Source organism: Arthrobacter rhamnosi, assembly GCF_054510855.1.
The window spans coordinates 1-6,303 of the sequence record NZ_JBTNDT010000016.1 but is presented as its reverse complement, the minus strand read 5'-3'; the positions used below and the strand labels follow the sequence as shown (position 1 = coordinate 6,303).

Here is a 6,303-nt window from a genome sequence, read left to right as displayed (position 1 = left end):
CGGATCCTGGTACCCGTGGGGCCAGCAACCCGCCGACTACATTGCCGCCTTCCAACGCGTGGCCGACGCCGTGCACCGGGATGCCCCGGGGTCCGCGATGATGTGGGCGCCCAACTACGCCGGAGGGTACCCCTTCGCCGGCGGTGAGTACGAGTCCCTGCCCGGCACGCCGGGCTTCCCTGTCCTGGACACGACCGGGGATGGGGCCCTGACGTCATTCGATGACCCGTACGCCCCCTACTACCCCGGCGACGACGCCGTCGACTGGGTGGGCATGTCCCTCTACCACTGGGGTAACACCTACCCCTGGGGTGAGAGCGAGATGCCCGAGGAGGGCAAGTTCGCCGACCAGCTCACCGGAACCTACGACGGGAAGAACGGGGATGACTCCATGCTCCCGGACTTCTACGCCGAGTACGCGGTGAATCACGGCAAACCGGTCGCCATCCCGGAGACGGCGTCCCTCGTGCAGGACGACATCGGCGAACTGCGCACCCTGAACATCAAGCGCGCCTGGTGGCAGCAGGTCTTCGACCCGACCGTGCACGAGCGGTTCCCGCACCTGAAAATGATCAACTGGTTCGAGTGGAACAAGATGGAACCCGAAGTCGGCGCCCCCGTGGACTGGACCGTCCTGGAGGATCCCACCATCCGCTCCGAATTCACAGCCGCCCTACCGGCGTGGTACCGCTTCGCCCAGGCACCCGACACCTGCGGGGAACCCCTCGTCGCCCCCGAAACGTAGGATCCACGAAACCCACCCTTACCTCACAAGCCTGAGGCGGGAATCGGCGAATCATCGTCAAAATTGATGTGGAAGGTTCGAGACTCGCCGAGTCGTTCCAGAGGAGAGGAAACCCCGTGATGGAACTGGATGTCGTGGTTGGTGCGCAAGGGGGTCTTCATGCAATTATTGCGACCCGCCTCGCCGCCGCAGTCGAGGCCAGCGGCGCCACGGTCCTTCTGGCGCTGACCTCGGATCCGTCGTATCAGGTTGATGCGTCCAGGCTCATGGCTGTGCTGAGTCTCGGAGCTGCAGCGGGAGAGTCCCTGACCGTGAGCTGCGACGGGCCGCATGCAGAAACAACGCTGGATACCATCGCCGCTGTGATCAGTTCACCGGGCTGACACCTCAAGCCCCGGCCAGTTACTTTCTACACCTCTGAAACCTGACCGAACACGCCTGATCGCTCCTGGCTCTTGGGTCGTGCAACCTGTGCGGAGGCACTGCCGCTAGTCCTCCTTCGACGCATCGGACGCACTGAGCGCCTTCAGAACTACCGGATTAGTTTTAGCAACGCGAGCCGCCCTCGTATGGTGTGGCACTCCCCTTGGGATCGGCTTGTGGGCAGGTGACTTCGCTCAACCGCTACGATCCGAGAACGAACAGTGCAACCCACCTTCGCCCCACCACTTTCCCCTCGTCAGGAGAATGCAATGTCCTCGTTCGGTGAGGTGCTCGCTCCGCGCCGGTTGGGCAGCAGCTTCAGATGGTTGCTCGCGTCCACCTGGACGAGCAACATCGGTGATGGGATTGCTCTCTCGGCCGCTCCCCTGCTGATTGCGTCGGTGACGTCGTCGCCGGTCCTGGTCGCGTCCGGGGCCATGATGCAGATCCTGCCGTGGCTCCTGTTCGGACTCTTGGCGGGTTCGATCGCCGATCATCATGACCGGCGCCGACTCGTGATGCTTGCAAACGGTGTCCGGGCCGTCATCGTCCTCGGCCTCGTGACCGTTCTGGTGACCGGTCACGTGAGCATTTGGGTGGTGCTTATCTCGGCTTTCCTCTACGGAACGGCTGAAGTCTTTGCGGACACGGCCGGCAGCACGTTGCTTCCCATGACAGTGCCATCGGCCGATCTCGGAGTGGGTAACGCCCGTATGCAGGCCGGATACCACGTGGCCAACCAACTTGTCGGGCCGCCGCTGGGCGCTTTACTCTTCGCTGTCGGCTCGTTCTGGCCGTTCACCGTGCAGATCCTCTGCGTGAGCCTTGCCGTTGTCCTTGTCTCGAGGATGGCGAAAACGCCTCCTCCGCAGCAGGACGTGGCCGCCCTCGACGACGGCATGAAACATCGGCCTATCCGGGAGGGTCTTTCCTGGCTGCGTGGCAACGCGCCCGTCCGGACGCTGATCCTCATCATCCTGATCTTCAACATGACGTGGGCGGCCCCCTGGTACGTCCTCGTGCTCTACGCCACGGAGTATCTGGGCCTCAGCGCCGTCGGCTATGGCCTGCTTGCAACCTCCGCGGCTTTTGGCGGACTCGTGGGAATCAGCTGTTTCGGCTGGCTCGAACGACGGGTTCGCTTGGCAACCATGATGCGGGTCTGCCTCAGCCTCGAGGTGGCGATGCACCTGGGCTTCGCTCTCACGACCTCGGCCGCTCTCGCCTTCGTCATCATGTTCGGGTTCGGCATCTACGCCTTCATTTGGGGCACCATCTCGACGACTGTCCGGCAGCGCCTCGTTCCCCTGTCCCTGCAGGGGCGCATTGCTTCCGTCAACATGGTCGGCGTATTCGGTGGGCTCGTCATCGGGCAGCTGCTCGGTGGGGCGATCGCTCAGGTGTGGGGACTGACCGGGCCGTGGTGGTTCGCCTTCGCAGGCTCCGCCATCACCCTGGTCCTGCTGTGGAAGGCCATCTCGAACATCTCCGCAGCCCCGCCCGCATTGGAATCAGAGGCACCGACCGGCTAGAGCCACTGCCAGGGATGCACTCTGTCGTTGGTGATGAGGACCTTGACGGGAAGATGGCAGCCGATCAAGTTACCCGTACTGTCGATCGATCGCTTGGGACCATTGCTCAGTGGGAAGCTTGGACTGACATGCTGTTCCCAAGCTCAGGCGAGTACGTCATCCCCGATGGCCTATCGACACTACACATCGACCGCGTTGCCGATGTAGGAACGTACACGGAAACAAACATTTGGGTCCAACACCGCTAGCAGCTCGCACGATCCGATCCGATCCGATCCGTAAGTGAATCCTCTGCCGTGCGTTCTGGACCTGTTTTGGAAGGTGTTATTTACGTGGTGCTTTACGCCTGGGTTGTTGTTGTTAGTCGTTGAGCGAGGTTGTCGAGGCCGGCGCGGATCATCTTTCCGTAGCCGTCGTCCATAAGCGCCCCAAGAGTTGCTCGTCCCTTGGCGAGGTGCTCTTGAGCAAGCACGGTCCTACCTATCCGGTGATATCCATCGGCGAGATTGAGGTGCAGTGAGGGCTGGAGGCCCTTCGCTGAAGGGATCCCTAATGAGGCAAGCTCGTCGTCCTGCAGAAAGCCGTGCTCCTGCAGGGCAATTTCATCCCAGGCGATCTCCTGCTCCAGTTCCGGTTCAGTATCGGCGAGGTAGTGAGCCAAAATGCACCGGTGAGCGTGATGCGCGGGTGTTGTAGCAGCCCAGCACGTTAAAAGGAGCCGGTGGCCACGGTCTTTGTCCCCGCTGAGGGCGACCCCTATCGCCGTTGTGATCGTGGTCCAGTCGCTCATCCCTCATCCTTCGCCGTTGGTTGTCATGGTCCACCAAGGTCATGGCGAGCTTTCATCGCGGGCAGTGGACGAATCGGACAATGGAAGCGACAGCGAACGGCGTTGCTTGCCCGCTCACCAACGAGTCAACGGGTTTCACGAGTGAGATGGGCCTTGTCGTCACTGCAGTACTGGGCCATGACCCGCGAACTCTCCTACGATTCAGCGGGGCACCGAAGGCGTACCAGAATCCATGGAGTTCCCTCCGACCGACTCGATGTATGCCTAGGCAGGGACACTTCCCTTCATAAGCTAGGGAAGCTCGAGCACAACCTATTGAGGTCTTACCGGCGCCCTCCGTTGCGTTGCTTCGAGAGGGAGCAACGGCCCCGGAGCTTGGTCTCAAGAAGCTGCAGGGCCGTCGGGCGTGGGGCCTAAGGATCGTTCGCTTAGCGGTTTTACCCAGGCACAGCGCTGAATCCCTACGTTCAATGTCCGCGCTCGTATGGGCTGGGTCAACGATGATGGGCGAAGTCGAGTAGTCGAAAGACTGGTTAGCGTAGGAAAGCGGGAGAAAGGTCATTCTTGGTGCAGGTCAGGACCAATGGCCGATTGCGGACTACATAACCGGCCCGGAGCATGGTTCATGTAGTCGAGGTGAACCACGATACGTTCCATGGCGGACACAACTTCCCGGTTCCTCGCGAAGTGCCCAGTCCACGTCGCCGTGCGCACCAGGACCCGGACGTTCATGCAGCTATGTACGAGCTTCTCGAGCCGCGTCTGAGCATGAATTCGGATGGCGGCCTTGAGGATACTGTCGAAGGCCCTTTATCAGATCGCGCACCGGAGATCCGATCGGTCCGTCGCTTGTCGAACGTGCTCTGTCCCTACTGGAACCACACCGACAGGCCGAGTCAGACTTTCCGCGTCGAACTCACCCGGCGAGGTACTGTTGCGAGCACTTCGTCCGCGGGTTCTCGAGTGATAGCTGGCGGCCGGCGGTAGCTGCTTTCTCTTCAGGGGGTCTTTGCATGACCGGCAACAGCAGCACTGGGTGGAACCCGACGGGTGCACCTCCCCGCTTGGTGGATCCGCGGCGGGTGGGAACCCTCATCGGGTTGTTCGGCGCGTGCGTTTTTGTGTTCTCCTACACGCCGGGACCGGCGGATCTCCTGTCTGTCGCCGCGCGCACCCTGGTCGTTGGTGCGGTTGTCTGCACCCTCTGGTTCCTCTTCGCTTCGCCGCGCTACCTTGGCCCCTTCACTACTCCTCGTGGTCAGCAGATCGGGATCTATCTTCTGTGCGTGGTCATGGAGTTCGCGTTGATCGCTTTCGGCACGGGACGGCTCACTTCAATGGGTAAGGTGGAGCTTCAACCTGCACTGATCGCCCTGGTCGTCGGTCTCCACTTCATACCCTTCGCCTGGGCGTTCAAGGAACGCATGTTCTACACCCTCGGAGGGGTTCTGACCGTCCTGGGTGGTGTTGGCCTGCTGATTGGCACTCGGACCAGCGCTCTGGGAGCGGCCGTTGGGTCAGGGCTGGTCATGTCCTTGATCCTGCTCGCCTACAGTTTTGGGATGTTCGCGCCTCCGCGGACAGACACCGCTCAACGGTGACGACCGCCTCATCGAAAGGTGAGCTCAGCGACCGAGTTTGACCGGTCAGGATTGGACGTCGTGTGGGACCTGGGCGTTGCCGCAAGATGCCGCCAGTACAGGCTATGAGCTGCTGCCGCTTGTCGAGAGTGGTGCGGTGGGGCTGGTGGTGGGTGGCCGCCATCCTTCCTGCACCCTGATGGCGTGTTGAATGCGCACCGCGATGTCCCGCAACTGCAGTTTTTGTGCGGCGGTCAGCGGGTCGAGGACCAACGCGGTCACTGTGGCCACATGGGAGGGCGTGGCCTGGTCGAACACCTCGAGTCCACCAGCGGTGAGGGTTGCCCGGGTGGACCGCCCATCGGCGGGATCTGGTGCCCGCTGGACCCAGCCCCGGCCCTGCAGCCGTGACACGGCACGGGACAGGTGTGAGAGCGAGCCATTGGCGAATCCGGCCATATCACTCATGCGAAGTGTCCAATCCGGTGCGGTGGCCAGCGCGTACAGGGGCCATCTGGAGTGGAGGCGGCGTCGAAGGGGACCAAGCGCGGTCTGGGTCTGCCGTGCATCCAGCTGCTGGTTCTTGTCGCATGGCTATGGTCACCGCAATACTGGGCCATGACCCGCGAACACTCCTACGATCCAGCGGACGGCTTTCCTCGAATCATGCCGTCCCTGCGATACAAGGACGTGGGTAAGGCCCTTGACTGGCTGCGCGACGTTTTTGGTTTCACCGAGTATCTTCGGTGGTCATCGTCGGAAGGTGTGGTTCAACATGCTGAGATGCACATCGGTGACGGGTTCGTGGAACTGGCCGGCGCCACCGAGGACCAGCCCAGCCCTCTGACTCTTGGGCGAGCCAGCTCGGCACTTGTCGTACTCGTCGATGACGTCCAGGGCCATTACGAGCGGAGCCTGGCCGCCCACGCCACGATCATCGCGCCGCTCGAGGACAAACCTTGGGGCCTACGCCAGTACACGGTCGAGGACCTCGAAGGCCATCGCTGGGAGTTCTCCCAGCAAACCCGAGTTGTCCCCCCGCACGAGTGGGGAGCGCGTCTAGCTACCTAGACTCATCCCCTCCCCCGCAGGACTACCACCGGAGGGTGAAAAACCCACCTAGGGCACTCAGGAGCGTGATCGCCGGAGCATTGACAACCGCTCCTGATGTAAAGCATCCTTGTCGTGACAAGGATGCTTTACATCAAGGGGTGGCGTGCAGAACAGCATCCG

At 62.0% G+C, this 6,303-nt stretch carries 8 protein-coding genes; 5 read left to right on the top strand and 3 right to left on the bottom strand.

Annotated elements, in window-relative coordinates; genetic code table 11:
• Positions 1-745, top strand: a 745-nt coding sequence (locus tag ACX80I_RS17210; protein WP_459346319.1) for a glycoside hydrolase family 26 protein, incomplete at its 5' end; no start/stop codon positions are given.
• A gap of 119 nt (positions 746-864) precedes the next feature.
• On the top strand, positions 865-1,128 hold the full coding sequence (locus ACX80I_RS17205) for an HPr family phosphocarrier protein (RefSeq protein WP_459346321.1): 264 nt from the start codon (positions 865-867) through the stop codon (positions 1,126-1,128).
• A 296-nt stretch (positions 1,129-1,424) separates the two neighbouring features.
• Here the strand turns inward: ACX80I_RS17205 and ACX80I_RS17200 are convergent, their stop codons facing one another.
• Positions 1,425-1,607: a hypothetical protein gene (locus tag ACX80I_RS17200; protein WP_459346322.1), complete on the bottom strand. Its 183-nt coding sequence runs from the start codon at positions 1,605-1,607 to the stop codon at positions 1,425-1,427.
• Here ACX80I_RS17200 and ACX80I_RS17195 point away from each other — a divergent pair.
• Positions 1,522-2,700 carry an MFS transporter gene (locus tag ACX80I_RS17195; RefSeq protein WP_459346320.1) on the top strand — a complete coding sequence of 393 codons (1,179 nt, stop codon included), beginning with the start codon at positions 1,522-1,524 and terminating at the stop codon, positions 2,698-2,700. The two genes, ACX80I_RS17200 and ACX80I_RS17195, sit on opposite strands and share 86 nt — an antisense overlap.
• Positions 2,701-3,040: 340 nt before the next feature.
• On the opposite strand, the gene ACX80I_RS17190 is transcribed toward ACX80I_RS17195, so the two are convergent.
• The gene (locus ACX80I_RS17190) at positions 3,041-3,490 is read right to left on the bottom strand and encodes a hypothetical protein (RefSeq protein WP_459346318.1); all 450 of its coding nucleotides are present in this window, start codon (positions 3,488-3,490) and stop codon (positions 3,041-3,043) included.
• Between the two features lie 1,082 nt (positions 3,491-4,572).
• Between ACX80I_RS17190 and ACX80I_RS17185 the strand changes: the two genes are divergently transcribed.
• A complete protein-coding gene (locus tag ACX80I_RS17185) occupies positions 4,573-5,091 on the top strand; it encodes a DUF7010 family protein (RefSeq protein WP_459346317.1) in 519 nt (172 codons plus the stop codon).
• 102 nt (positions 5,092-5,193) lie between these two features.
• Here the strand turns inward: ACX80I_RS17185 and ACX80I_RS17180 are convergent, their stop codons facing one another.
• Complete coding sequence (locus ACX80I_RS17180) at positions 5,194-5,538, bottom strand: MarR family winged helix-turn-helix transcriptional regulator (protein WP_459346316.1); 345 nt, start codon at positions 5,536-5,538, stop codon at positions 5,194-5,196.
• A 150-nt stretch (positions 5,539-5,688) separates the two neighbouring features.
• On the opposite strand from ACX80I_RS17180, the gene ACX80I_RS17175 reads away from it, so the two are divergent.
• Positions 5,689-6,141 (top strand): VOC family protein, encoded by a 453-nt coding sequence (locus tag ACX80I_RS17175; protein WP_459346315.1) that lies wholly within the window; start codon positions 5,689-5,691, stop codon positions 6,139-6,141.
• Positions 6,142-6,303: the final 162 nt, after the last annotated feature.

What these genes read in the sequence shown, in the direction of transcription:
- ACX80I_RS17180 (WP_459346316.1), bottom strand. Translation starts at nt 5,538, where the DNA reads ATGAGTGATATGGCCGGATTCGCCAATGGCTCGCTCTCACACCTGTCC.
- ACX80I_RS17190 (WP_459346318.1), bottom strand. Translation starts at nt 3,490, where the DNA reads ATGAGCGACTGGACCACGATCACAACGGCGATAGGGGTCGCCCTCAGC.
- ACX80I_RS17205 (WP_459346321.1), top strand. Translation starts at nt 865, where the DNA reads ATGGAACTGGATGTCGTGGTTGGTGCGCAAGGGGGTCTTCATGCAATT.
- ACX80I_RS17200 (WP_459346322.1), bottom strand. Translation starts at nt 1,607, where the DNA reads ATGGCCCCGGACGCGACCAGGACCGGCGACGACGTCACCGACGCAATC.
- ACX80I_RS17175 (WP_459346315.1), top strand. Translation starts at nt 5,689, where the DNA reads ATGACCCGCGAACACTCCTACGATCCAGCGGACGGCTTTCCTCGAATC.